At 60.2% G+C, this 20,965-nt stretch carries 21 protein-coding genes and 1 tRNA gene; 8 read left to right on the top strand and 14 right to left on the bottom strand.

All coding sequences use genetic code 11. The features are described from left to right. Positions 1 to 5: 5 nt before the first annotated feature. Genes AC07VV_RS03585 through AC07VV_RS03555 form a run of 7 tightly spaced genes read right to left on the bottom strand, consistent with a single transcriptional unit; the run spans position 6 to position 7,617 of the window. Positions 6 to 635, bottom strand: coding sequence for a DNA repair protein (locus AC07VV_RS03585; RefSeq protein ID WP_096821813.1), 630 nt, complete (start codon positions 633 to 635; stop codon positions 6 to 8). Positions 636 to 652: 17 nt separating this feature from the next. Next, positions 653 to 2,350, bottom strand: coding sequence for a putative porin (locus AC07VV_RS03580; protein ID WP_495035318.1), 1,698 nt, complete (start codon positions 2,348 to 2,350; stop codon positions 653 to 655). 39 nt (positions 2,351 to 2,389) lie between these two features. Beyond that, positions 2,390 to 3,094, bottom strand: a complete 705-nt coding sequence (locus AC07VV_RS03575; protein ID WP_096821811.1) for an energy transducer TonB family protein — start codon at positions 3,092 to 3,094, stop codon at positions 2,390 to 2,392. Positions 3,095 to 3,097: 3 nt separating this feature from the next. Beyond that, complete coding sequence (locus AC07VV_RS03570) at positions 3,098 to 3,523, bottom strand: ExbD/TolR family protein (RefSeq protein WP_096821810.1); 426 nt, start codon at positions 3,521 to 3,523, stop codon at positions 3,098 to 3,100. An 11-nt stretch (positions 3,524 to 3,534) separates the two neighbouring features. Continuing rightward, positions 3,535 to 5,334: a DUF2341 domain-containing protein gene (locus AC07VV_RS03565; RefSeq protein ID WP_495035317.1), complete on the bottom strand. Its 1,800-nt coding sequence runs from the start codon at positions 5,332 to 5,334 to the stop codon at positions 3,535 to 3,537. A 14-nt stretch (positions 5,335 to 5,348) separates the two neighbouring features. Next, complete coding sequence (locus tag AC07VV_RS03560) at positions 5,349 to 6,944, bottom strand: ShlB/FhaC/HecB family hemolysin secretion/activation protein (RefSeq protein WP_495035316.1); 1,596 nt, start codon at positions 6,942 to 6,944, stop codon at positions 5,349 to 5,351. A 55-nt stretch (positions 6,945 to 6,999) separates the two neighbouring features. Then, positions 7,000 to 7,617 carry a transposase gene (locus AC07VV_RS03555; protein ID WP_495035931.1) on the bottom strand — a complete coding sequence of 206 codons (618 nt, stop codon included), beginning with the start codon at positions 7,615 to 7,617 and terminating at the stop codon, positions 7,000 to 7,002. 278 nt (positions 7,618 to 7,895) lie between these two features. On the opposite strand from AC07VV_RS03555, the gene AC07VV_RS03550 reads away from it, so the two are divergent. Both AC07VV_RS03550 and AC07VV_RS03545 read left to right on the top strand, forming a co-directional pair. Next, positions 7,896 to 9,215 (top strand): pyocin-S2/colicin E7-DNase domain-containing protein, encoded by a 1,320-nt coding sequence (locus AC07VV_RS03550; protein WP_495035315.1) that lies wholly within the window; start codon positions 7,896 to 7,898, stop codon positions 9,213 to 9,215. Next, positions 9,215 to 9,472, top strand: coding sequence for a bacteriocin immunity protein (locus tag AC07VV_RS03545; RefSeq protein ID WP_495035314.1), 258 nt, complete (start codon positions 9,215 to 9,217; stop codon positions 9,470 to 9,472). The genes AC07VV_RS03550 and AC07VV_RS03545 overlap by 1 nt, the downstream gene beginning before the upstream one ends. A gap of 2 nt (positions 9,473 to 9,474) precedes the next feature. On the opposite strand, the gene AC07VV_RS03540 is transcribed toward AC07VV_RS03545, so the two are convergent. The 3 genes from AC07VV_RS03540 to AC07VV_RS03530 all read right to left on the bottom strand — a co-directional run bounded on the left by AC07VV_RS03540 (position 9,475) and on the right by AC07VV_RS03530 (position 12,516). Further along, on the bottom strand, positions 9,475 to 10,683 hold the full coding sequence (locus tag AC07VV_RS03540) for a DSD1 family PLP-dependent enzyme (protein ID WP_495035930.1): 1,209 nt from the start codon (positions 10,681 to 10,683) through the stop codon (positions 9,475 to 9,477). A 74-nt stretch (positions 10,684 to 10,757) separates the two neighbouring features. Further along, complete coding sequence (locus tag AC07VV_RS03535) at positions 10,758 to 12,086, bottom strand: D-arabinono-1,4-lactone oxidase (protein WP_495035929.1); 1,329 nt, start codon at positions 12,084 to 12,086, stop codon at positions 10,758 to 10,760. Between the two features lie 76 nt (positions 12,087 to 12,162). Further along, positions 12,163 to 12,516 (bottom strand): c-type cytochrome, encoded by a 354-nt coding sequence (locus AC07VV_RS03530; RefSeq protein ID WP_192560760.1) that lies wholly within the window; start codon positions 12,514 to 12,516, stop codon positions 12,163 to 12,165. Between the two features lie 267 nt (positions 12,517 to 12,783). Here AC07VV_RS03530 and AC07VV_RS03525 point away from each other — a divergent pair, with 267 nt between their 5' ends. Next, complete coding sequence (locus AC07VV_RS03525) at positions 12,784 to 14,409, top strand: NADP-dependent glyceraldehyde-3-phosphate dehydrogenase (protein WP_495035313.1); 1,626 nt, start codon at positions 12,784 to 12,786, stop codon at positions 14,407 to 14,409. Positions 14,410 to 14,455: 46 nt separating this feature from the next. Beyond that, complete coding sequence (locus AC07VV_RS03520) at positions 14,456 to 15,496, top strand: FUSC family protein (RefSeq protein ID WP_495035928.1); 1,041 nt, start codon at positions 14,456 to 14,458, stop codon at positions 15,494 to 15,496. A 2-nt stretch (positions 15,497 to 15,498) separates the two neighbouring features. On the opposite strand, the gene AC07VV_RS03515 is transcribed toward AC07VV_RS03520, so the two are convergent. Further along, on the bottom strand, positions 15,499 to 16,392 hold the full coding sequence (locus AC07VV_RS03515) for a DMT family transporter (protein WP_495035312.1): 894 nt from the start codon (positions 16,390 to 16,392) through the stop codon (positions 15,499 to 15,501). A gap of 139 nt (positions 16,393 to 16,531) precedes the next feature. Here AC07VV_RS03515 and AC07VV_RS03510 point away from each other — a divergent pair, with 139 nt between their 5' ends. Beyond that, the gene (locus AC07VV_RS03510; RefSeq protein ID WP_495035311.1) at positions 16,532 to 16,969 is read left to right on the top strand and encodes an Lrp/AsnC family transcriptional regulator; all 438 of its coding nucleotides are present in this window, start codon (positions 16,532 to 16,534) and stop codon (positions 16,967 to 16,969) included. 40 nt (positions 16,970 to 17,009) lie between these two features. Beyond that, positions 17,010 to 17,336, top strand: a complete 327-nt coding sequence (locus tag AC07VV_RS03505) for a YceK/YidQ family lipoprotein (RefSeq protein WP_495035310.1) — start codon at positions 17,010 to 17,012, stop codon at positions 17,334 to 17,336. A gap of 73 nt (positions 17,337 to 17,409) precedes the next feature. On the opposite strand, the gene AC07VV_RS03500 is transcribed toward AC07VV_RS03505, so the two are convergent. Then, the gene (locus tag AC07VV_RS03500; RefSeq protein ID WP_003224442.1) at positions 17,410 to 18,081 is read right to left on the bottom strand and encodes a Bax inhibitor-1/YccA family protein; all 672 of its coding nucleotides are present in this window, start codon (positions 18,079 to 18,081) and stop codon (positions 17,410 to 17,412) included. A gap of 122 nt (positions 18,082 to 18,203) precedes the next feature. Between AC07VV_RS03500 and AC07VV_RS03495 the strand changes: the two genes are divergently transcribed. Together AC07VV_RS03495 and AC07VV_RS03490 are read left to right on the top strand one after the other, a co-directional pair. Then, positions 18,204 to 18,291, top strand: a tRNA-Ser gene (locus AC07VV_RS03495). A 186-nt stretch (positions 18,292 to 18,477) separates the two neighbouring features. Continuing rightward, positions 18,478 to 18,687 carry a hypothetical protein gene (locus tag AC07VV_RS03490; RefSeq protein ID WP_495035309.1) on the top strand — a complete coding sequence of 70 codons (210 nt, stop codon included), beginning with the start codon at positions 18,478 to 18,480 and terminating at the stop codon, positions 18,685 to 18,687. Between the two features lie 161 nt (positions 18,688 to 18,848). On the opposite strand, the gene AC07VV_RS03485 is transcribed toward AC07VV_RS03490, so the two are convergent. Together AC07VV_RS03485 and AC07VV_RS03480 are read right to left on the bottom strand one after the other, a co-directional pair. Further along, on the bottom strand, positions 18,849 to 19,865 hold the full coding sequence (locus tag AC07VV_RS03485; RefSeq protein ID WP_495035308.1) for a LecA/PA-IL family lectin: 1,017 nt from the start codon (positions 19,863 to 19,865) through the stop codon (positions 18,849 to 18,851). 508 nt (positions 19,866 to 20,373) lie between these two features. Further along, positions 20,374 to 20,853, bottom strand: coding sequence for a GNAT family N-acetyltransferase (locus AC07VV_RS03480; RefSeq protein WP_495035307.1), 480 nt, complete (start codon positions 20,851 to 20,853; stop codon positions 20,374 to 20,376). Positions 20,854 to 20,965 lie beyond the last annotated feature (112 nt).

Raw genomic sequence — 20,965 nt, 5'->3', positions numbered from 1 at the left:
TTTAATCAGTGCGCAATCGCAGCTTGCGGCGCATCGAATTGAGTCTTGTACAGCTCATCGCCGAAGCCCTGAGCCAGTTCATCGAACTTGACCCGGGCGCTGCCGGCGAAGGGCTGGCGGATTTTCATCACCTCGGCCACATCGATGTTTTCGTAGGCGGTGAGAATCTGCTTGGCCACGCCGTACATCTGCTGATTCTTGACCGAACATTGCTGCACTTGTGTGTCACGTTCAGTCAATTGCGCCTGAAGCTTAGACCGTTCTGCCTCTTTGGCACGGGCCATGACCAACAGCTCGTCATAGGCTTTCTTGAACTTGCCGGTCTGCTCGTTACTCGCCGCCACCTGTGCCTGAGCCTGGCTGTGCAGGCTCTGCTGCTGCCCGGCCAGTTGCTCGGCGACGCCTTTGGCCTTGGCCAGTTCGGCGGTCAACTGCTTGATTTGCGCCTGCGCAGCCTTGGCCTCGTTCTGCGCCGCCAGTTGCGCGGCGCTGGCCTGGGCCTGCTGGCTTTGCAGGGTTTGCAACTGCTGGGTGGTGCTGCGCAATTGCGTGCGCAGGCGTTCCTCCATGCCTTCGGCGCTGGCCCCGCTGGCGACTATCAAGCCGAGGCCCAACACTAAAAATCGCGCGTTCATAACCCTCTCCCGGCGCCTTAGAAGCGCGTATTGATCTCGAGCTGCAAGACGTCGATATCGAACGGCGCGCCATACACCGCTTCGGTGCTCATCCAGCGGCCGCTGGCGTAGACGTTCTTCGCCAGACCGTAGTTGCCACCGAGGAAGTAGCCCTTGGCGTTGGTGCCGCCGAGGTGGAACGACGAGTCGTTGAAGCCGTCCGGCAAGGCGTCCGGCTGGATGTACTTGTAGCCGGCGAACATATTCCAGTCGCCCTGCTTCTTCAGCTCCAGCGCGCTGCCAAGGGTGAACTGGACCATCCACGCATTGGCGCCGCTTTCGATGTTGCCGTTGCTGTCGAGGTTGTTGACCAGTTGCCCGGCCGCACGTTTGCGCATGTCGCCTTCGTCGTAGCCGAGGTTGTGGATGTAGTTGCCTTGGGTGCGCAGCTTGAAGTCTTCAGGCAGGTCGGCATCCCACACGAGGTTCAGGTCCAGCAGGTTGAACTCCGAAGCCAGGCCAACGAATTGCGGCTGCGGCGTGGTGCTCGGGTTGAGCGGGTTCGGCGTGATGTCACGCAGCAGGAACACGCTGTTGCCCTTCTGCATGAATGCGGCACGGGTGCCGTCGCTGTCGCAGCCCGGCGCGCCGGCCCACGGCTCGCATGGGCTGGAGCGTTGGCCCTGAATGTCCTGGAAGCGGTAGTAAGCCAATGCACCTTTCAAGCGGTTGTTGCTGTTGATCGCCCACTTGGCGCCGACCTGACCGCCATACAGCCACTTGTTGTCGCTTTCTTCCTTGTCGAAGCCGTTGCTGGTGGTGGTGTCGTTGGTGTAATCCACCGGGAACGCGCCGATGGTGCCGAACACGCCCCAGTCGCTGCTGAGTTTGTGGTCGAAAATCGCCGCCACGCCGTCAAAGTTCAGGTCGTTGGAATACAGCATGTCGGTGGACATGAACGGGTTGGCGAACCGGCCACCGGTCAAGGTCAGCTCATCCGACGGCTTCCAGGTCAGGTAACCCTGATCGAGCCAGATGTCTTTCTTGGCGAAGCCGCCGCCAAGGCTCTGGGTGGTCGACACCGGGTTGTTGTCCGAGCCGGTGCCGATGCGGATGCCGGCGGTCCATTCCGGCGAAATCACCGCTTTCATGCCCAGTCGGGCGCGCAGGCGGAACAGGTTGGTACGGTCTTCACGGGTGTTGAGCAACGGCGGCAACGCGGTGCTGCTGTTGGGGTTCACGTCGTACGGGCCGTTGTTGTTGAGTTTGGCGAAGTCGACGATTTCGTTGCTGTTGCTGCCGGAGTAGTAGCGCGATTCGTCACGCAGGCGAATGTCGCCGTCGAAGCTGATGCGCGAAGCCCAGTCCGGGAAGGTGTTGGGCGCGGCCCAGTTTTCCTGCTTGGCGGTGGCCATGACCTCGGCCTTGACCTGATCGCGGATCTGGTCGCGTACCGCGGTCGGCACGTATTGCACCCGCACATCGCCCGGTGCTGCAACGGGTCCGGCCGCCACGGCGGTGGACGCCGCAGCCTGCTTGGCCTGGGCCGCTTCGTTCTGGGCCTGGGCGATCAGTGCGTCGGCCTTGTCCTGTTTCAGAATGCCCTGCTCGACCAGCAAGCGGATCAGATTGATCGTGGCGTTCTCCGAGGGCGCAGGCGCTGCCGCGGCCTGACCGACCAGGGTCGCGATGACCATGCCGACCGCCAGGGACAATCGATTCACGTTGGAAATCATCTGCACACAACTCCTTTTCATACAGCTTTATGAATTCGGTTAACCCGGACGCCGCCCTTGCAGGGACATGCGCACAGGCAAGGTGATGGAGGCCGGCGGCCGTTCGCTCAGGTGCGGCGCGTTACGCAAGGCCGCCAGCACCTGACTGTCGATCTCGGGGTTGCCGCTGGACTTGATCAGCTCGACCCGGGTGATCTCGCCGACGCTGCTCAGCCACACATCGGCCTGCAGCGAAAACGCGAGGTTGCGCAGGTCGGGGTTTTCGCGCAGCAGCTTCTGGAAGGTGAACGCGAGGAACTGGCTGTAGGTACCGTTACCCACGCGTCCACCGCCCGCGCCGGCCATGCCGCCGCCCTTGCCCGCGCCGATGTTGAACGCGTCGTTGCCGCTCTGGGCGTCGCCGTCCATTTGCATCGGGTTGGCCAGGTCGTCCGCCGGCGATGGCGGTGCTTCTTCCTCGGGCTTGACCTCTTGCGGTTCGGGCGTCGGCTCGGGCTCGACGATTTTTTCTTCCACCGGGGTTTCCGGCTCCGGCGGTTTTTCCGGCGGCGGAGGTGGCGGTGGCGGCAACGGGATGATCGTCGGCACTTTCGGCGCTTCCCGGCGGATGCCGCTCATGTCGTTGGCCCACTGCCACAGGAACCACGCGGCGAGTGCGGCGAGAACCAGCCCGGCGCCCCACTTCGCATAGCGCAAGGGCGACGGCTTCACCGGCAGCGGTTCGATCGGAAGTTGTGCGGTCATGACTCAGCCCTGGCTCGGTTTGCCGGTCACCAGACCGACCTGGGACAGTTCGAGCCGGCGCAGCAGATCCAGCACTTCGATGACCTTCTGGTACTGCACCGTGGCGTCGCCGCGCACGATCACCGGGAAGTCCGGGTTCTGCGCCTTCTCGATGCGCAGGCGTTCTTCCAGTTCCGGCAGGGTCACCGGATAGGCGTCGAGGAACACCTGGCCACCGTCGTTGACCGAAATCGCCTTGGTCTTGGCCTCGGACAGCGACACTGCCGCGCTGGCCTTGGGCAGGTTGATCTGAATCCCGGAGACCTGCGCGGTGGCGGTGAGGATGAACATCACCAGCACCACCATCAGCACGTCCACCAGTGGCGTGATGTTGATGCTGTCCACTGCGGCATCTTCGTCATCGTCGTGGGAGGCATTTACGGACGCCATGTCAGTGCTCCTCAGGCCGGTACGGAATGGTTGGCGTGATGACCGCGCTGATGCGCCGCTTCACTGGACTGGCCTTCGCCGTGCATCTCCGCCAGACGGGTGATGAACTCGTCGACGAACACGCGCATGTCGGCGCTGACTTCCTTGTTGCGGGTGATCAGGCGGTTGTAGCCAAACAGCGCCGGGATCGCGACGAACAGGCCCATGGCGGTGGCCAGCAAGGCTGCGGCCATACCTGGCGCGATGGCGTTGATGTTGACGTCGCCGGCCATGGCCGTGCCGAGGAACACCACCATGATCCCCAGTACAGTGCCGAGCAGGCCGATGTACGGGCCGCCGGCGATGGCGTTGGACAGGGTCGAGAGTTTCGAGCTGAGTTGCTGGTTTTCCCGGGTGCGCACGCCGTCCATGGAGCAGCGGATCGCTTCGATGGTTGCGGCGGAAACCGAGGAGGTATCAGCGCCCTGCTCGCGGCGGGTGCGGATCTCTTTCACCGCCACCTGATACAGGCGCCACAGCGGCGAGTGCTGCAAACGCTGGGCGAGTTGCGTGTCGTCGGCGAACATTTCCAGGCGAGTGCCGACCTTGGCGAATTGCACGCGGAAATCTTCGTTGGCAGCAGTGACGCGGCTCAGGGTGCGGTTCTTGCGCAGCATGATGATCCACGACTGGAACATCATCAGCACCAGCACCGCGATGATCACCCAGGCGTCCACCGGCACGGCGTTGAGCAGGAAGCCGAGGCTGCCGAAACCGTAGCCGGACTGTTCTTCATCGACGCCGTAAGCCACCAGTTTCGACTCGGCGCCTTGGGAAGTGGCATCGGCCAGCAACAAGGGCGCCGGGCGTGCGACTTTCGACAGACGCAGTTCATCGATGGCGCCCACGAACGGCTGGAAAGGACCTTCGTGCAGATCCGCACCGATGGCCATGACCGAATTGAACGCCGGCATGGCTTGAGCCAGTTCCGCCCCCTCGCGGCCGTTGATATACAGCGTCACTTTGGCGCCTTCGGCGGTCAGCGCGACGTGTTGCCATTGGCCAGGATTCAACGGTTGAGTGGCGACGGCGCGCTGGCCGTCGATCTCCACGAACGGCACGCCCTGATTCACACCGACCAGCAGGCTGTTGGCGCCTTCGCGGCGGGCCAGGATCAGTTGCTCGCCACTGGCCTGATCCAGTCGCAGCCAGGCACTGAAAGTGAAGGCGCTGCCAGCGTTATGTTGCAGCGACGGACTGGCCGGCAGCAGCAACGGCTGACCGCTGAACTGCAAGGCCCGCCCTACTACGCCGTCAATCGCGGCACCGGTCGCGCTCTGCACGGTGTTGCCGTACGCAGTGGTGTCTTTCGCCGGGGTGCCGGTGGCGCCTTCGAAGTGATAGAGCGCAGTGTAATTCGGATCGAACGTGAGCTGACCGTTGCCGGTGGCCGGAGCCTTCTGGTTGCCGTAGTACATCCAGATGTCCTGGCGCTGACCGCCCTCGACATTCGGCACGTCGACCCAGATCAGCGCCATGCCCATCAGCGCGTCGAAGCTTTCGATCTGGTGGTTGAGCACGGTCTTGTCATCGGCCGCGACGAAGCGCAGGTCCGAGCCGTCCTCTTTCACGCCGTCAAACGTGAAGTTTCCGGTGTGCAGGCGCACCAGCAGCGCGGTACGGCCGAGTGCCTGATTGATCCCGGCGCCTTGCGGCGTGGTGTCGACGGCGATCTGTTTGCGGTAATGCCAGTCGTCCTGCCACCAGGCCTGAGCCGTGGCCGGGAGCACGAAGCCCAGGCAGATCAACAACGAAAGGAAGAGGCGCTGCATGGAAGTGCTCCTTGTTAGAAAGTGGCCTGAAGGTTGAAGTGCAGGCGCGATTCCTGTTTCGAGGTGTTCGGCCCTTCGAGTAGCGGGTAGCCCCAGTCGACGCTGCCGGACAGCCATTTGCTCAGGCTGGCGCGGGTGCCGAGGCCGACACTGGCCAGGGCGTAACTGGCGTCCTGGTCCGGCAGTTCGTCGCGCAGATAGAGTTGCGCGCCTTCGGCGAAGGCGTAGAAGCGCCAGTCCTGCATCCAGGTGCCGGCGTACTTGGCCAGCGACGGCGTGCGGACTTCCTGACTGAGCAGCACGCCGTCATCGCCGGTGCGTTCGGCGGCCAGATAGCCGCGCACCGAGGTCGCGCCGCCGGCAGAGAATTGTTCGTTGGAAACCAGTGGCCCCGACGCCAGCTGGAACGCGGCTTTGCTTGCGCTCTGCCAGTCGCTGTCGAAAGTCCAGGTGAAGTTGGTATCACCCTTGAGCACGGCGAAACTCGGGTTGGCGCGGTAGCGTTTGTAGTCGAAGTCTTCGTCGGAACTGCCGTAGCCGAAGATGCTGCGGGTGGCGGCAACCAGGCTCAGGCCGAGGCCGAGCTGGCTCTTTTCGCTGTAGCGATAGCCGTTGTAAGCGAAGGTGAACGGCGCGTATTTGAGCGGCACCTTGTCGCTCTCGCCGGACAGGGTCAGGCGTTCGTCGAAGTCCTTGAAGTCGATGCCGGCCGACAGCGAGTTCGACCAGTTGCCACTGGACGGGATCGTGTAGATCGCCGAAACGCCGTAGGAATGGCCCTTGCCGAGCACGTTGCTGCCGCCGATGGTGGCGACGTTGCTGTCGGACTGGTAACCGGAGAACTGCACGCTCCAGCGGTCCGTCAATGGCGCGGTGTAGGAACCGGACCAGACCTTGGCGTTGTCGGTGTCCTGCGGCGCCGTGAAGAATGTCAGGTTGATGCTGTGGCCGAGTTGCCAGAGGTTGTTGTAACCGAGGCTGGTGACGGCGCGCAGCTTTTCGGTGTCGGCGCTGTAGTCGTTGTTCAGCCCCACGCTGGCGGTCCATGGGTTCTGATCTTCGACCTGCAGATCCACGTCCATGGTGCCGGGGCGCTGGCCTTCGCGCACCAGTGGCATCACCTGCCGGCCCGGGGTCTTGTTGAGTTGCGCCAGTTCGCCCTGAACCTTGGCGAAGTCCGGCACCTCGCCTTCTTTGAGAGCCGGAACGTTGTCGCGGATGTCCAGCGGCGAATAGTGTTTGGCGCCAACCACCCGCACCCGGCCGACCTTGGTTTCGCTGACTTGCAGGTAGACGATGCCGTCGGCCACCGCTTGCTCCGGCAGTTCGACGAACACCGATTGGTAGCCGCGTTCCTGATAGACCTTCTGCAAGGCATCCCGCGCGCCTTCGATGTCGCTCAAGGCTTTTTGCGGGCCGAGAAACGGGTACACCGCTTCTTCGATCGCCCGCGCATCGAGCACGGTGTTGCCGCGCACGAAGTATTCGTTGACGTCCACCAGACGCTGCGCCGCTGTGTTTTCGGCCTCCTCGGCGAACGCCGGCTGCGCGCCGGCCGTCACCAGCAGCCAGCCCCACAGCGCCAGCCGTGACGTGAAAATCTGATCCACACTACCCCCTGAAATTCGCGATGACCTGTTGGCGCTCATGCGCCTTGCGTGTGCGTCAGTTACTGGCGTTCTTGATTGCTGAAGTGCAGGGCCCGGTGTGTTTGCCCAGCCAGGTGTGCAGCAGCGCGAAGTTCAGCGAGAACTCGGGCATCTGCAGCAGCGCGCCGCAGAACACTTCACCGATGATTTTCTGGATGAGCTGCACCGCACGCGGCTCGTTGAGCAGCATGGCGATGTCGCGACTGAGGACGTTGAAGCTCCAGACTTTCTGGTTCAGGCCCAGGCCGACGAACCAGCGGAACAGCAGGTTGTAATTGAGCTGTTCGTAGAGCTGCTGCTCGCTGGGCACCGAATACAGCAGTTGCAGCAGCAGGATATGCATGACCGTTTGCGCCGGGATCAGCATGCCGGGCTGGGCGTTGAGGTCGTGCAACAAGTCGTTGTGAGCGTCGAACAGGTCGTCGATCTGCGGGCGCAGCAGCACCAGCGAATGCCCCGGCGGAATGTAGCTGGAGACCTCTTTCAAGGCGCCCTGCCAGTCATCCTGCGACACGATCCAGACCCACGGCGCGCCGTAGCGATACACCGAAACCGGCTTCTTGCGCGCGGCTTCGACGATCTTCGACAGGCGTTGATCGAGTTCCTGCATGCCCACTTTCGAGTAGCGTTCCATAGTCCCCATTGCCTCACTCCCGGCGTCCCGCCTCGGCTTGTGAAAAGCGCCCTGTTGGGCCCCTCAAGCGCGTTACATAGGCATGACCGGACTGGCGATGTGCTACCGAACTTTTGTCATAAAAGCTTCATTACAGAAATCCGGTGAGGATTGAGGAAGTCGCAGCAACACCGCGAAACAGGAAATTTCAGCGCTGCATTTAGGAAACGTCCTAACGCCAGGTCAGGAGCGTCCCGGTTAGGTTTCGCGCATCTTCGGTTACAGGCAGAAAAACAACCATGGCGCGGGACAAGGACATTCCCCAGGTCTGGGAGTATCGCGGCGGAATGGCCGGTGGCGGAAACGGCAGGCGCGTCCTGCGGGACATGACGCCGACCGGACTGGCCGCGTTCAAAGCCCGAGAAGCGACCTACGAAGCAATCATCGCTCGCCAGCAGGCGCATGAGGACCGGCACTTGCGCCAGATCGAGCAGCACCCGCAAGCGCCCGGCCGGGGTTGCGTGTTCGCCAAAAGCTGCAACCTTTCGGACGGCGTGATAGATCACAAAAATCCGGCCGGTTTCATCCCGACCGAACGCTTGGCCGAGTACGGTCAGTGGGCCGTTCTCGGCAGTCAGGTACCGATCAGCGCTGAAGGCGTGCCATTGAAATGGGTGGCAGGCTCCGGAACCGGTCGGGCGCTGGCCTGGCGACTCGGCGGGTCACTCGGGCTCAGCCTGTTGAGCGGCGCCAGTACCGTCGGCACGCTGGCGTTGTTGATCCCCAACACGGATACCTCGTCCGACAGCGCTTTTTACACAACCGAACAATACGCACTACTCGCCAGCGGCCGCACCCGTGTGCGCTTCAATGCCAAGACACTGCCCGACAGTTCAATCAGCGCCTACGGCTTCTACACGGGTGGCAAGAAAGATTGGGAGTTCGTCCCGGTCATCAAGGCGCAACGAGAAGGCGAACACTTCGTCGCCGACCTCGGCCACGGCATCGGCCTGATCTGGACACCTGCCGCCAATCCCGAAGACGCGCCACCCATCCCAGCCCTGGAAGGCGCCCCGCCGCTGCCGACGATCTGGGTCTATCCGCCGGGCGAGAAGACCGACCGCATCCTCGTCAATCCGCAGTACCCGCCGGATTATCACGACGCGATCGTCTGGTTTCCGGCGGATGCGGGGCTGGCACCGATTTATGTGGTGCTCAGCACGCGGTATGAGCCGGGGGTTGTGACGGGGGTGGGTGAGGATGTTGAGGGGACTTGGTTGGCGGGGGCTGGCAATGGGTTGGGGGTTCCGATACCGATGCGGATTGCTGATCAGTTGAGAGGGCAACGATTCAGAGATTTCGATGCGTTCAGGAAGGCGTTTTGGACGACTGTAGGATTTGATCCCGGGCTCCTCGATCAATTCAAGCCGGTCAATAGAGGCAAACTCTTGAACGGTAGAGCACCTTTTGCACCCAGGACAGAGCACAACGGCGAAAACTCTCGATATGAAATACATCATATTGAACATATTCAGAATGGTGGCGCCGTTTACGACGTCGACAACCTTGCCGTGATGACGCCCAAGCGCCACGCGGAAATTCATAAGGAGAAGAAGTAATGAACACCAAAACCAGCATTACTGACTACACGGAAGCCGAGTTCATCCAGTTGCTACAACGCATCGTGGGGAATGAGGAAAGCGAAGAGGACGAAAACTCGCTCGTGCACCACTTCAATACAATCTGCGAACACCCTGCTGGCTCCGACCTGATTTTCTACCCGGATGACGGTGCAGATGATTCTGCACAGGGAATCACAAGAACCCTGAAAGAATGGCGCATATCCCAAGGCCTGCCGGGATTCAAACCCGACTAACCTCATGTATACACCGGCCAGCTGTCGACAATCTTGCCGCCACGTACCGCCAACAAATCACCAAACTGCAGCAACACCGCCTCGGTCTGGGTCGGCCGCAGGAACACCTGATCCTCCACCGTCAGCCCCACGGCATTCGAACCATTGACCATCTCCTGATTCGAGCTACGGCCGTAAACGCCATTGCTCTGCAATCCGGGCGGCGATTCGAACTCGGCCATCCAGTTACCGCCGTAGATGAAAAAGGTCTGGCGCTGATTGGTGTCCCACCACGAAAACAGCCTCGACTTGTCGTCCAGCGCCGGAATGTTCACGGCCCCAGTGCTTTTCAACACCGGCGTGGCGATGTACGCGGCAGGTTCGTGCTCAACCAGTGACGGCAGGTCGTAATGAGTCGGCTTGAGCATCGCCGTCCCCACCGACACCTCGCTGCTGAGATTTTCGTTTTCGTGCATGCGGTAACTCGGACTGCCGGCGGTGTTCAGGCATAAGCCGTCATGCCACAGCGCCGGATATTGCTGTCGGGTGAAGTCGACGCAGCGCTGATAAATCACCATCACCTTGGCGAACAGCTCTTCGGGCGAACCGAGAATCCCCGGCACGCCCATGCCCACGAACGGGTCGTAGCCCATGAACCCGGCGAACTCCAGGTGCTGCGGGTTGGCGGCGATCAGCGCGAGCATCTGCCCGAGCACGTTCAGATCACTGACGCCGCCACGGTGCAGGCCGACGTCCAGCTCGATGTTGATCCGCATCCGCGTGCCCAAACCCTGGGCCAGCGCGAGGTATTGCTGCAGGCGTTCGGGGTTGTCGATCAGCCATTGCAGTTGCTTCGCCGGGTCGAACGGGCCTTTGTGGGTCTGGTAGAACAGCTCCGCCGAGCGCACCGGCAAGGGCTTGCCGAGCAGAATGTCGGACTGCGGGTAAACCTGTGCATCGTGATTGAGAAACGGCTGATGAAACGACATCAGTCGCTGCGTCCCTGCCCTTTGACCGATGTAGCTGAGCAGCCCCGGCGACGGCAACGACTTCTCCACCAACCGCAGGTGTTTGCCGGTGCGTTTGACCGAGCGCATCACCACATCGATGTTGTGATCCAGCCGATCCAGATCGATCAGCAACACCGGGCGCATCGGGCCTTTTGCCTTGAGCTCATTGTTTAGCGCCCGGAAATATTCGCTGTAGGGCCCGCCGCGATCCCCGGGCCGCAGCCACGCCCCCACGCCCACCAGCAAGGCACCCACACCCAAAGTCCCGAGCACGAAATTACGTCGATTGACCGCCATCAGCTCACCCCCAGAATCGACGACAGATGCCCGTTGAGGAACTTGCCGCTCGGGTCCAGCGCCTGGCGTACCTGAATGAATTCCTGCCAACGCGGGTACAGCGTCTGCAATGTGCGGGCGTTGAGCGTGTGCAATTTGCCCCAGTGCGGGCGGCCGTTGTACTTCCAGAAGATCGGCTCGACGGCGGCAAAGAAGTTGTGGTGATCCATCTGGTAATGTTGGTGGACCGAGATCGAACAACTGTCGCGGCCCTCGAACATGCTCAGCGGAATGTCGTCGGCCTTCACGTAGCGGTACTCGATGGGAAACCAGGTGCGCAGGTCCTTGTCGCGGATCAGCTTGAGAATCTCGCGCAGGCAGGCCGGGCCGTGTTCAGCGGGTACCGAGTATTCCATCTCGTTGAAGCGCACGGTGCGCACGTTGGCGTAGATGTCGAACGAATCGCCGACCCGGTCATCGAAACTCGCCAGATGCCGCAGGCTGTTGAGCAGCGAACTGCGCAGGTTCGGGAAGTCGCTGCCGTACTTGTCGATTTTCTCGATCAGGGTCACGAACTCGTTGCCGCCCTCCTCTTCAGGCGGGATCGGTGGCGTGGGCGGGTCGGTGGTTTCGTTGAGGGCGATCGACAAGGCGTAGTCGGAATGGGTGACGACGAGCATTTCCCAGTGCTGGTTTTCGCGGGTGTTCTTGTCGATGTCTTCCAGCAGTTCTTCGGTCTTGGCGATCCACTGGGTTTCCCGCAGGCGATAGGCCGGACGGTTTTGCAGGCGAATTTTGGTGGCCACACCCAGCGCGCCAAGGGACACACGGGCGGCGTTGAACACGTCGGGATGACGCTGACTGTCGCAATCCAGCACCTCGCCACTGGCGGTCACTAGTTGCATCCCGCAGACGTGAGCGGAATAGGACTGGAAGGTTTTACCGGTGCCGTGAGTCGAGGTGGAAATCGCCCCGGCGAGGGTCTGGTAGTCGATGTCGGCCATGTTTTGCAGGGCCTGGCCGATGTCCTTGAGCGGCGTGCCCATGCGCGACATCGGCGTGCCGGCGGCGAATTCCGCTTGCAGGGTTTTCGGGTCGTGATCGAGCAGACCGTTGAAGTAGCTCAGCGACAACAGCGTGCCGTCGGTAGGCACCAACGCGCTGAAGGAATGCGCCGAGCCGACCGGGCGAATCTTGCCCGGTGCCTGCTGGATCACTGTCGTCAGTTCATCCAGATTCTTCGGCGCCACCCGCGCCGCCGGCAGGCAACTCTGCCCGCCCGACCAGTTGCGCCAGGGAATCAGCCGGGGCGCGCGCATCAACTGGCCCAGCGCCGGATTGGAGGCCAGCGCGCTGAACGCCCCGACGATGCTTGCCCGTTGCAACAACTGCCGGCGTGTCAGATCTATCGGCATGCCAGGATCCTTATTGTGGGAGCGGCTGGTCGGCCATGAAGCCGATCAACTGAAGGAATTGTTCTTCCGAGCACTCGACGCACTGGCCCATCGGCGGCATGCCGTTGTAGCCGTTGATGGCGTGGTCGAGCAGCGTGTCGGCGCCCTGCTGGATGCGCGGCTCCCAGGCCTTGCGGTCGCCGGTCAGCGGCGCATTCGCGGCAGGGTTGGCGTGACAGAGCTGGCAACTGTTGGCGTAGATCTGCGCCAGCGCCGGGTCTTTGGGCATGGCGTTGTGGGTGCTGGCCGGGGGTTTGGGGTCTTCGCCGCAGCCGGCCAGCGCAGTGACCAGCATCAGCAGCAACGTGATTCGGGATGCCCGCATAACGATCCTCGCGTGGGGTGCCACTTATTGTTGTGATCACACCTTAAGGCAGCGACGGCGGCGGGTTGAGGGCATTGCGGGCCAGTGAAGGGGGCAAACGGGGACAGTCGGGATGCGACTCGAGATCGAATAAAAGGTGGGAATCTTGCTGAGCCCTCTGCCCTGCGCCTTTGAGTGACATTCGGGTGACATTTGCGGGTTTAAATTTCAGCGCATTCAGGCGTATAACCTGTACAGACTTTTTCAATTGGCAAGCAGGGTAGCGACATGACCACAGCAAACATCCTTGGCAATCTGTTCCCTTCTGTCAGCGACATCCCGGAAAAATACCGTCTCGACGGTCAGGTCGAGCAACGCGAATACCTGGTCGATGGCCAGTTGCGCCGCTGGGACGGCCCGCTCGCTACCGTGCGCAGCCCGGTCTATCTGAAGGGTGACAACGGCGACGAACAAGTGATCCTCGGCAGCACGCCGCTGCTGGACGCCGAGACCGCCCTCACCGCCCTCGATGCCGCCGTGCGCGCCTACGACCGGGGCCAGGGCCTGTGGCCGACCATGCGCGTGGCCGAACGTATCCAGCATGTCGAAGCCTTCCTCGGGCGCATGCGCCAACAGCGCGACGCCGTGGTGAAACTGCTGATGTGGGAAATCGGCAAGAACCTGAAGGACTCGGAAAAGGAGTTCGACCGCACCTGCGACTACATCGTCGACACCATCAACGCGCTGAAAGAACTCGACCGCCGCTCCAGCCGTTTCGAGCTGGAACAGGACACCCTCGGCCAGATCCGCCGCGTACCGCTTGGCGTGGCGCTGTGCATGGGGCCTTACAACTATCCGTTGAACGAAACGTTCACCACGCTGATTCCGGCGCTGATCATGGGCAACACCGTGGTGTTCAAACCGGCCAAGCTCGGCGTGCTGCTGATCCGTCCATTGCTCGAAGCTTTCCGCGACAGCTTCCCGACCGGCGTGATCAACGTGATCTACGGCAGCGGCCGCGAGACCGTCAGCGCGCTGATGGCCAGCGGCAAGATCGACATCTTCGCCTTCATCGGCACCAACAAGGCCGCCAGCGACCTGAAGAAACTGCATCCGAAACCACACCGGTTGCGCGCCGCGTTGGGGCTGGATGCGAAGAACCCTGGCATCGTTCTGCCCGAGGTCGATCTGGATAACGCGGTGAGCGAAGCGGTTACCGGTTCGCTGTCGTTCAACGGCCAGCGTTGCACCGCGCTGAAGATCCTGTTCGTGCATGAAGATGTGGTGGATAGCTTCATCGAGAAATTCAACGCCAAACTGGCCAGTCTCAAACCGGGCATGCCGTGGGACAGCGGGGTTTCGCTGACGCCGCTGCCGGAGTCGGGCAAGGTCGACTACCTGCACGGCCTGGTGGCTGACGCGCAGAGCAAAGGCGCCCAAGTGGTCAACCCGAATGGCGGCGAGTCGCGAGAGTCGTTCTTCTATCCAGCAGTGCTGTACCCGGTGACGCCACAGATGCGCGTCTATCAGGAAGAGCAGTTCGGCCCGGTGGTGCCGATCGTGCCGTACCGTCACCTCGATACCGTGATCGACTACGTGCTGGAATCGGACTTCGGCCAGCAACTGAGCATCTTCGGCACCAACCCGGTGGCGGTCGGCCGATTGGTGGACACCTTCGCCAACCAGGTCGGGCGTATCAACCTCAACGCCCAGTGCCAGCGCGGCCCGGACACCTACCCGTTCAACGGGCGCAAGAACTCCGCCGAAGGCACGCTGTCGGTACACGATGCGCTGCGGGTGTTTTCGATCCGTACACTGGTGGCGACCAAGTTCCAGGAACCCAACAAGGATCTGATCAGCGAAATCATTCGCGGACGGGATTCAAACTTCATCGCGACCGATTACATCTTTTAAGGAGGAATCACCGCTGAGCACTTTCAGCCCCCACCGCTGGCCGCCGCTGTTGCGGCGAATTCTGCGGCCATTGCTGGACCCGTACCGTCGCTACCGACACGCGCGGTTGATTCATGCGGTGCGGGTGGCGCTGGGGTTGCTGGCGACGATTCTGTTGACCACCGGCATCAACCTGCCCCACGGCGAGTGGGCGTCGGTGACCATGCTGGTAGTGATCGGCGGCTTGCAGCATCACGGCAATATCGGCAAGAAAGCCGCCGAGCGCGCCACCGGCACCTTGATCGGTGCCGGCGTCGGCCTGTTGTTGGTGGCGCAACAGGCATGGCTCGGTCTGCCGTGGCTGACCTATTTTGCGATGGCGGTGGTGTGCGGATTCTTCTCGTATCACGCCATCGGCAAGGGCGGCTACACCGCCCTGCTATCGGCCATCACCGTGTTCATCGTCGCCGGGCATGGCGACAACCCGATCACCGACGGGCTGTGGCGCGGGGTCGATATCCTGATCGGTATCGCCCTGGCCCTGGCCTTTTCCTTCGCCTTGCCGCTGTATGCGGTGTACTCGTGGCGCTACAACCTGGCCGACGCATTGCGCGATTGCGCCACGGTGTACGGGCGGATCATCAGCGGTGAACCGGTCTCGGCCGATGAACACTTGAAACTGATGGGCCGGCTGAACACGGTGATGGTGCAACTGCGCTCACTGATGCCGTCGGTGTCCAAGGAAGTGAAGGTCTCGATGACCGAACTGGATGCGATCCAGCGCAACCTGCGCATGTGCATCAGCACCCTGGAAATCCTCGGCAATACCCGGCCGGACACCAACGATCCTGAAGCGATGGCGCATCTGCAATCGGCATTGAAGGCCGAGCACCGGCAGATTCGCGTGCAACTGATCGGCATGGCCCGGGCCCTGAAAACCGGTGCAACCCAGCGTCTCGGGCGCCCGGTGGAATTACCGGACGCCAGCCTCGACGACCCGGTCTACAGCCCGTTGGACGGTTACCGTCTACTGACCCGGCAACTGGCGTCCAACATCGGCGAAATGCGCCAGCGCCTGGCGAAAACCGCGCCGCGCTGGAACATCTGAGGTTACTGCGCCGCCAACCGTCGCGACTTGAAACCCCAGCCCTGTTGCATCCCGGCGGCAGCCAGCAGGATGGCCGCCACGCCTACCCATTGCAGGGTTTGCAGTTGATGGCCGAAGGCAAACCAGTCAACAAAAATCGCCGCAATCGGATAGATGAACGACAGTGCGCCAGTCAGTGCGGTCGGCAGTTTCTGGATCGCGCCGTAGAGCAGCACATACATCAGGCCCGTGTGAACGATGCCCAGCGTCACCAGACTGGCCCAGGCACTGGGCGGTTGCGGCAGCGCGCTGAAGTGAGCGAACGGGGCCAGCATCAACACCCCGGTGCAGACCTGGATCAACGCGATCAAGTGTGGCGGCGTGCCGGTCAGGCGCTTGATGATCAACGCGGCGATGGCGTACAGAAACGCCGCCCCCAGTGCCAGCGCGATCCCCGTCAGGTAATCATTGCCGCCCTCGCCCTGCCCGCCGTGAGCACTGACGATGGCCAGCATTCCCATAAATGAAATCCCCAGCCAAAACAGCTTTTGCAGGGTGATCTTCTCGCCAAGAAACAGCGCGGCCAATCCCACCAGCATGAACGGCTGCACGTTGTACACCGCCGTGCCGATGGCAATCGACGCCCGGGAATAGGAGGCGAACAGCAACACCCAGTTGCCGACGATCGCCATGCCACTGAGCACCGCCAGCAGGAACGTGGTGCGCGTCAGAATCCCCGGACGCAAGAAGCCGAACGCGGCGCAGATCAGCAGCAAGGTGCCGGCGCCGAACACGCAGCGCCAGAACACCACGTCCAGCACCGGTTGGCCTGATACCAGCACGAACCAGCCGATCGTCCCGGATATCAGCATGGCAGCGGTCATTTCAAATGAGCCGCGACGGATTGGGTTGTCCATCATCAATCTCCTTAATGTGTGGCAAAAGTATGCCAAGCGAGACCGGGGCTTCTCCAGCGCAAAAAGCAGGCTAAACTCGATTTCTGCCTTTTTTATCAAGGGTAATTTGCGTCATTCGCCTAATGCGGGAGATTTTTGTATGACCGACGATATCGACCAGATCCTGATCGGGGCCTTGATGGAAGATTCCCGGCGTTCGCTCAAGGCGCTGGCGCAAATCAGTGGATTGTCTTCGCCGAGCGTGGCCGAGCGCTTGCGGCGCCTTGAAGAGCGCGGCGTGCTCAAGGGCTACACCGTGGAGATCGATCCTAAGTGCTTCGGCTACCAGTTGCAGGCCATTGTCCGGGTGCGGCCGTTGCCGGGGCAGTTGCAGGAGGTGGAGCGGCAAATTATGTCGATTCCCGAGTTCACCGAGTGCGACAAGGTCACCGGCGAGGACTGTTTTATCGCCCGTCTGCATGTGCGTTCGATGGAGCAACTGGACACCCTGCTCGACCGGCTGAACACACTGGCGGAAACCAATACCGCGATCGTCAAGAAGAGCCCGGTGAAACGTCGATTGCCTCCCATGGCGTGAGCGGCGTAGATTGAGTTTTTTCCGGCGAAGGATTGGCGGCATGAAAATTCAGGCAATGATGCTGGCGGCGTTGATGCTGGCTGGGTGCGGGACGGTGCAGACCGTGGCGTTCAGTGACAAGTTTTCTACCGACCAGTTGAAGGCTAAAAAATCTTACTGCGGCGCCGTACCGCGCATCTACAGTGGCGTGACGTACGACTTCTGCATGCTGCACGCCGAAAAGCCGGATGACGTCGATGCGTTCGACTACAAGAACGCGACACCGGGTCTGCTGGTCGATGCGGCCGTGTCGGGAGTGCTCGATACATTGCTGTTGCCCTATACGATCTACAAACAAAAGGCCGATGGCAGCATCGAGATCAATTGATCGTCTGCTCCCTTTTTCGCAGGCAACAAAAAACCCGCTTTCGCGGGTTTTTCGTTAACGCCGATTCAACAAATCAATCGTCGCGGCTCATGATGCCGAAGATCTGCAACAGGCTGATGAACAGGTTGTAGATCGATACATACAGGCTGATGGTCGCCATGATGTAGTTGCGCTCGCCGCCGTGGATGATGGCGCTGGTCTGGAACAGGATGCAGACCGACGAGAACAGCACGAAACCTGCGCTGATCGCCAGTTGCAGGCCGCTGATCTGGAAGAACATGCCCGCCAGAGTGGCACCCAGCAACACGAAGAAACCGGCGGTGATGAAACCACCGAGGAAGCTCATGTCCTTGCGGGTGATCAATACGTAGGCCGACAGACCACCGAAGACCAGTGCAGTCATCGCGAACGCCGAGCTGACCACTTCAGCGCCGCCCTGCATGCCCAGGTAACGGTTGAGGATCGGGCCGAGCAGGAAACCCATGAAACCGGTCAGGGCAAACGCGGACACCAGGCCCCAGGCCGAATCACGGAGTTTGTTGGTGAGGAAAAACAGCCCGTAGAAGCCGATCAGCACCACGAAAATGTTCGGGTAGCCAACACGCATCTGCTGAGCTACGAAAGCCATCACGCCGCTGAATGCAAGGGTCAGCGCCAGTAGGCCATAAGTGTTGCGCAGGACGCGGCTAACCTCTAGCTGCTCAGCCTGCACGCTGTTGTGAACTGCGTAATCCTGTTCGCGCATGGCGACACTCCTGTTGGTTTGAAACGTTCAGTCGCAAAGATCATAACAGACGCTCTGTAACAAGCCATGCACAGAGTTTGACAGTGTGTTTCATTCAGGTATTATGGCGCCCGCAACGCAACGGAGGTGTGGCCGAGTGGTTTAAGGCAACGGTCTTGAAAACCGTCGACTGTAACAGGTCCATGAGTTCGAATCCCATCGCCTCCGCCATATTTGATACGACAAAGCCCTGATTATTCAGGGCTTTGTCGTTTCTGGCGCTTGAACTTCTTTCCAGCCAACCCAAGTCGTTACAAAACTTTTTGCAACGCGTTACAAAACTTTCCCTATCTCCGGCGTTCTGCCAACAGAAAACTCCCCCCTGCTACTCTGGTTTCGACCACGGAGGAAACCGCAATGTCCAACTCTGATCTACTCCCTTCCCTGCTCTTCAAAATCAACGAAAACCAGCTCGCCTTAGAAGCCGCCATCATGGAGCTCACTATCTGGGTGGAGCAGCGCGGATCAGCCGACGTCGCGGAAAACGTTCGCGAATCTCTACGCGCAATCGATCGGAATGAGGAGTTCATCAAGATGACCCTGGCCGTATTGATGACACCTGACTGACCGCTATCGGCCATAAGCGGACTTGCGGTACGCTCTATTTTTGATAGATTTGACCATAGTTAGCATCGCTAGGTGAGTTGACCCCTTGTAACCAGGGGCCGTTTGAATTAGCCCTTCTGACAGGGCGTTGCAATCCCGACTCTCGGTAACAAGAGCACTGTCTATCGAGCGTTAGGACCCGAGGTGATGGCCCTCAGGACTTTCCAGCTTCCGGTGCCGACACCGGCCCTGTTCGGCGAGCGGTTTGTGTAGACGTGATAACCAAGGGTCTTTCTTCCTGCGAAGTGATTACAGGTATCCAGGTATCCACCTTGAGAATTGTTGTATTCGTTCCGGAGGCTGACCGGGTCCCCGATATGGATCTGTGAGCCGACAGCACCGTATATGACGACCCAATCGAGAGTTTTTTGACCGGTTTTTTCAACGCCGCGGTCCGCTTTTTCCGCAGTGGAGACATTGTAAAGCTCAGGTGCAGCGGCGTGATTGTTCGTGTCGAGGTAGCCGCCACCGTTTTTGTCGCTGTATCCCGGGCCGTCTCCGTACAGATTCAATAGCCTGATGGTATCTCCGGAGCGCACCCTGTCACCGTCTGGCTTACCCGTTGCGGATCCGATCAACCAGGTGTCGATGGGGCCTTCTTTTTCAGGTGATAGAACGGACACAACATTGTACTTGGCACCCACCTCTTTGGAACTGTCATACACAGAGAGATAGCCGCCGTTCCAATTGGCATAACCGTTGAGAAAGCGGACTTTGTCGCCATATTTGAGCACATCGGCTGTCGGCTCGGTGTTGATCGTTTTCTTCTCGACGCTGACGTTGAATGAGCCGCTGTTGTTCCCGTAATCGCCCGCCAGATCATTGATGAGAAAGGTGAGCTCTCCGTCGGTCGGCACTGTCCAGCGGAACACGCCGTTATTGATCGGGGTGAGATAGTCATCGCCGATTTTCATCAGGAGCGCACCGACAAGTCCATCCGGATAGACCAATCCGGCAGGCTTGTACGAACCAACGAGACTCTCATCCCCTTGAGGACCGTAGGCCCTTCCTGAGCCACGCTCTACCCATCCCGAGCCGATAATCGTAATCACGTCTCCCTTCTTGACCTTGAAACCTGTCTTTGTGCCGCTCTCCAGCTTTGCATCGACTGTGCCGGACCAGATATCGGATTGAGACATTGTGAAGCTCCTTTTTCATAGTGATTTCCCTGGCGTTCGCCGGGAGAAAACAACGTTTCGCGTTGTGACCTACGTACTCACTAGTGAAAAAAAATCCACGCTCAAAGAGACAAATCGCCCGAACTCCATGCTCATTCTGACGGCGTGAGATTCCTTCCCGCAGGTCGCGAACTGACTATAGAAAGCGGGGGAAGGCTGTCAAAAAATCAGGACGTATTTGTAATATTTAAAGTCCCTGAAAACTGGGGCGAAGCGAAGGAAATCGGTAATAGTGCACAAGCAGAGGAGAAAGGACTGTTTAGGCATAAATGGAAATTTCGAATTGCATTTGGAAATGCGGTCGCTTGCAGTTGGCCTTCACTATCGGGAGAAAACGTAACCATGCTGAATTTCTGCTACTGGCCGTTTTCAGCCGGTCTCGACAGGCAACAATCGACCAAAAGCCGCCAGTGGCGAACAGCAGCAATCGACCCATAGCGGACACCCCGCTAGTAAGGAACTCTGTGAATCAGTTTCCGATCCAGAGCATTGTCTGAACCGTAATATGCGGATGACTTTCTAACGGTTCCCATTCATCCAAGAAAGCAAAACCCTGCTTCAGATAGAAATTCGAGGCTCTTGAATTGTCGGGAGAGACGTCCAGAAAAACGCGATCAAAGCCTTTCCCCGTCGCACGAGCTTTTACGGCTTCTACCAGCTGAGTTGCCGCGCCATAGCCCCGTGCAGCAGGTTCAACCCACATCCCGATCAAGTTAAAGCGATTCGCACGACTGACTGCGGCCCCGATCATTCCTATAGGTCTGTCTTGCTCGAAGGCCAGCCAGAATTCTGTTCCGGCTGATGAGGCTCTTTCTTTCCACTGTTCGTCATTGTATGCGGCGGCAGTCTGATAACTCACACCAAACGCCGTTGGCGTGTCCAAAAGCGCAGCGAGTCGGACTTGCTTTAATCGCATCCAATCTTTTGTTTCCGTCGATCGAACGTCCATGGTCTTCCCTGGAAAATTAGAGTCACCTCAACGTCTCACAAGAGTGTCGATGGATCAACTAGGCTCTCGTTGTGCAATGACTGCTCCTGGCCGACATCTGCCCGCCATGATG

The sequence above is a fragment of the Pseudomonas sp. GW821-FHT02C04 genome (genome assembly GCF_059421845.1).
Note: the sequence above shows the minus strand (reverse complement) of the source record. Positions and strands in the feature narration are given on the sequence as shown.

Excerpts from the sequence above, each read along its gene's own strand:
- AC07VV_RS03585 (WP_096821813.1), bottom strand. The coding sequence starts at position 635 with ATGAACGCGCGATTTTTAGTGTTGGGCCTCGGCTTGATAGTCGCCAGC.
- AC07VV_RS03580 (WP_495035318.1), bottom strand. The coding sequence starts at position 2,350 with ATGATTTCCAACGTGAATCGATTGTCCCTGGCGGTCGGCATGGTCATC.
- AC07VV_RS03575 (WP_096821811.1), bottom strand. The coding sequence starts at position 3,094 with ATGACCGCACAACTTCCGATCGAACCGCTGCCGGTGAAGCCGTCGCCC.
- AC07VV_RS03570 (WP_096821810.1), bottom strand. The coding sequence starts at position 3,523 with ATGGCGTCCGTAAATGCCTCCCACGACGATGACGAAGATGCCGCAGTG.
- AC07VV_RS03565 (WP_495035317.1), bottom strand. The coding sequence starts at position 5,334 with ATGCAGCGCCTCTTCCTTTCGTTGTTGATCTGCCTGGGCTTCGTGCTC.
- AC07VV_RS03555 (WP_495035931.1), bottom strand. The coding sequence starts at position 7,617 with ATGGAACGCTACTCGAAAGTGGGCATGCAGGAACTCGATCAACGCCTG.
- AC07VV_RS03550 (WP_495035315.1), top strand. The coding sequence starts at position 7,896 with ATGGCGCGGGACAAGGACATTCCCCAGGTCTGGGAGTATCGCGGCGGA.
- AC07VV_RS03545 (WP_495035314.1), top strand. The coding sequence starts at position 9,215 with ATGAACACCAAAACCAGCATTACTGACTACACGGAAGCCGAGTTCATC.
- AC07VV_RS03530 (WP_192560760.1), bottom strand. The coding sequence starts at position 12,516 with ATGCGGGCATCCCGAATCACGTTGCTGCTGATGCTGGTCACTGCGCTG.
- AC07VV_RS03525 (WP_495035313.1), top strand. The coding sequence starts at position 12,784 with ATGACCACAGCAAACATCCTTGGCAATCTGTTCCCTTCTGTCAGCGAC.
- AC07VV_RS03515 (WP_495035312.1), bottom strand. The coding sequence starts at position 16,392 with ATGGACAACCCAATCCGTCGCGGCTCATTTGAAATGACCGCTGCCATG.
- AC07VV_RS03510 (WP_495035311.1), top strand. The coding sequence starts at position 16,532 with ATGACCGACGATATCGACCAGATCCTGATCGGGGCCTTGATGGAAGAT.
- AC07VV_RS03505 (WP_495035310.1), top strand. The coding sequence starts at position 17,010 with ATGAAAATTCAGGCAATGATGCTGGCGGCGTTGATGCTGGCTGGGTGC.
- AC07VV_RS03500 (WP_003224442.1), bottom strand. The coding sequence starts at position 18,081 with ATGCGCGAACAGGATTACGCAGTTCACAACAGCGTGCAGGCTGAGCAG.
- AC07VV_RS03490 (WP_495035309.1), top strand. The coding sequence starts at position 18,478 with ATGTCCAACTCTGATCTACTCCCTTCCCTGCTCTTCAAAATCAACGAA.
- AC07VV_RS03485 (WP_495035308.1), bottom strand. The coding sequence starts at position 19,865 with ATGTCTCAATCCGATATCTGGTCCGGCACAGTCGATGCAAAGCTGGAG.
- AC07VV_RS03480 (WP_495035307.1), bottom strand. The coding sequence starts at position 20,853 with ATGGACGTTCGATCGACGGAAACAAAAGATTGGATGCGATTAAAGCAA.